The organism is Proteus sp. fly-1008 (assembly GCF_040140305.1).
Taxonomy (GTDB): domain Bacteria; phylum Pseudomonadota; class Gammaproteobacteria; order Enterobacterales; family Enterobacteriaceae; genus Proteus; species Proteus vulgaris_B.
Window position 1 is genome coordinate 1 of record NZ_JBEEWH010000035.1, and the last position, 2,646, is coordinate 2,646.

Genomic DNA, 2,646 nt, shown 5'->3' on the forward strand with positions numbered 1-2,646 from the left:
GAATGGGTTCATGTGCAGCTCCATCAGCAAAAGGGGATGATAAGTTTATCACCACCGACTATTTGCAACAGTGCCGTAATTATTTAGGATATAGCTCTGTGATTTAGTCTTTTTAGGGCGTTTATTTATGTCTTTATGCTGTAATGTCGGTGCTGATTTGGTCTTCAATAAGGCGATTTTTAGCCCGCTTTTTCCGGGGGGATGAAATGTTATTGGATTGCTAAATGATTTCAAAAAAGGGGTAACATAGAGCGGGGATTAGTGTGGCGAGGCGCAGGTTTCCGATGGCAGGCTAAACGCAAAAAATGCGCTTTTTAGCCGGTGATGAGGTGAGGCCGGGAGGGGATGCGTCGCCGATCACAGTTTACAACAGGGTTTGATAACGGGAGGAAAAGTCATGCTGCAGGGATTGAATCATCTGACGCTGGCGGTCAGCGATCTGGCGTCAAGCCTGGCATTTTATCAGCAGTTACCTGGAATGCGCCTGCACGCCAGCTGGGATAGCGGAGCCTATCTCTCCTGTGGGGCGCTGTGGCTGTGCTTGTCGCTGGATGAGCAGCGGCGTAAAACGCCCCCTCAGGAAAGCGACTATACCCACTACGCCTTCAGCGTGGCGGAAGAAGAGTTTGCCGGGGTGGTGGCTCTGCTGGCGCAGGCGGGGGCTGAGGTATGGAAAGATAACCGCAGTGAAGGGGCGTCTTACTATTTTCTCGACCCTGACGGCCATAAGCTGGAGCTGCATGTGGGGAATCTGGCGCAGCGGCTGGCCGCCTGTCGCGAACGCCCCTACAAGGGGATGGTCTTTTTTGATTGACGGGTTAGTTCAGCTTACTGCCGGATTTCAACGTGCAGATCCACAGCGGTGAATTGATAGAGCTGAGCAAGATAGCCTTTTCGTTGAGCTTCTGAGCGTTGAGAAACAGCCCGTCGTGGCTGTCGGACATCTCGCGCATAAAGTAGTCGAAAATCACGTTCGGCGATTCATCAATCGAGGAGGCGCTCGATTCCCACTGATTGATGCGGTAATGACGCTCGGTGGCCGAGATGCGTTTGCTGCTGTAGGTAAACTTCACGTAGCGTTGCAGGTAGAGCCAGCCGGCGGCGGAGTCGGTGTAACCTTCGACCACCATCGAGCCTTTACCCTGCGCGCCAAAATTGAAGTGAATATTGCCGTTAACGTTCTCTTTGTCCATGTTCTCAAAGCGCATGATGCCCTTAGTGGAACAGCTCATGACACCCGCGTTGTCGGCAGGCAGCAGCCGCCAGGCGCTAAACGCGGCGGCGGCAATAAATACCAGAACGCAGAGGGCAAAGAACGGACGCGGCGCGAGTCTCATTACGGCTTCCAGGAGTAGTAAAAGTAGTTATCGCAATAGCTGAACGGGTTATCTTCATGCATGGCGCAGTGGGCAAGGAACACGCGCCCCAGCCCGTTGGTTTCGAGCCGATCGCCGTAGAAGAAAAGAAAACGTTCACCGGGTTTACAGGCAATATTCAGCCGCTGGCGTACCTCATCGAAGTTTTTGCCGTAGGACTCTTCACTGACCGAACGTCGCATTTCATCGCTGGCCAGCAGTTCGCACTGGCTATGGCTGAGGCGGGTCAGCGCGATAGGCTGGGATTCACTGATGCCGACCAGACTGAAGGCAACCAGAAGCAGGGCAATGGTGAGCAAGCAGGCTCCGGCCATGTACCAGCACATCCCGCGAGCATGTGCGGAGCGCGGTGCGTCTGGCGTTGTCGTAACGGGCGGCGGTTCGGCAGGCGTCTGTTGTGGTGAAACCGGCGGCGCGTCGTCCAGCGCTTCGATAATGACCTCGGGATTAAGCTGCAAATAGCCGCGCGAGACGGTGACGATGATGTTATCGACGCCGTAATGGCGAAAGGTCTTCCGCAGCATGCTGAGATACTGATTCAGATTGCTGTTGGATGAGGTTAATCCATTGTCATCCCAGACTTTTTTCAGAACATCTTCCCGGCTGACAATCTCGGTATGGCGCAGAAAATAGTTAAACAGGGCGCTGGCGGTGAGGGATAGCTGGCTGTCCGGTTCATCGCTTTGCGGCAGCGTCAGGGTTCCGTCGGTGGCGTCGTAGATAAAACGGGCATTGATGTTGTAGCGCATCGCGGCCTCAGTCTGTGCTTCACGCGGGAAGCGTCATTTTATTCAGGGAGTCAACCAGCGCGCGACGGTGGTCGGCGCTCATGGTGATCCCTTCCGTCAACTCCGAAAGCCAGATGCCGTCAGCGGCGTAGCGCACCAGCGTGCCGGTTGGGCTGTTATCCAGCTCATCGCCCTGCGCCAGTTTCTCCAGCATCCAGTCGCGCCAGCATTTGCGCAGCACCGGTTCATCGGGCATTGCCAGCGACAAAACCATAAGCTGGCGGCTTTCATGGGTGTCCGTGAGATCCGCCAGATAGTTCAGATAGGCGCGGGTAAACCGGCCATAGCTCACGCCATCCTGTTGCATCAGCGCGGTAATCGCTTCTTCCATGATTGCCAGCAGACGCGCGAACAGGGCGAATATTAGCGCCTGCTTGTTCGGGAAATGGTGGATAAGGCCGCCTTTACGGCACTGTTGCAAAGTTAGCGATGAGGCAGCCTTTTGTCTTATTCAAAGGCCTTACATTTCAAAAACTCTGCTT

At 54.7% G+C, this 2,646-nt stretch carries 3 protein-coding genes and 1 pseudogene; 1 reads left to right on the plus strand and 3 read right to left on the minus strand.

Features of this window, described 5'->3' with window-relative positions:
- Window positions 1-397: 397 nt before the first annotated feature.
- Window positions 398-814 carry a fosfomycin resistance glutathione transferase FosA3 gene (locus tag ABN256_RS18900; RefSeq protein ID WP_014839980.1) on the plus strand — a complete coding sequence of 139 codons (417 nt, stop codon included), beginning with the start codon at window positions 398-400 and terminating at the stop codon, window positions 812-814.
- 4 nt (window positions 815-818) lie between these two features.
- Here the strand turns inward: ABN256_RS18900 and ABN256_RS18905 are convergent, their stop codons facing one another.
- The 3 genes and pseudogenes from ABN256_RS18905 to ABN256_RS18915 form a co-directional block, all read right to left on the minus strand.
- A complete protein-coding gene (locus ABN256_RS18905) occupies window positions 819-1,337 on the minus strand; it encodes a FidL-like protein (protein WP_014839979.1) in 519 nt (172 codons plus the stop codon).
- Entirely contained in the window at window positions 1,337-2,125 is a 789-nt protein-coding gene (locus ABN256_RS18910) for a winged helix-turn-helix domain-containing protein (protein ID WP_014839978.1), read from the minus strand. The genes ABN256_RS18905 and ABN256_RS18910 overlap by 1 nt, the downstream gene beginning before the upstream one ends.
- Before the next feature lie 19 nt (window positions 2,126-2,144).
- Window positions 2,145-2,570, minus strand: a pseudogene (locus tag ABN256_RS18915) (TetR/AcrR family transcriptional regulator); the annotation flags it as partial.
- Window positions 2,571-2,646: the final 76 nt, after the last annotated feature.

Excerpts from the sequence above, each read along its gene's own strand:
- ABN256_RS18910 (WP_014839978.1), bottom strand. The coding sequence starts at position 2,125 with ATGCGCTACAACATCAATGCCCGTTTTATCTACGACGCCACCGACGGA.
- ABN256_RS18900 (WP_014839980.1), top strand. The coding sequence starts at position 398 with ATGCTGCAGGGATTGAATCATCTGACGCTGGCGGTCAGCGATCTGGCG.
- ABN256_RS18905 (WP_014839979.1), bottom strand. The coding sequence starts at position 1,337 with ATGAGACTCGCGCCGCGTCCGTTCTTTGCCCTCTGCGTTCTGGTATTT.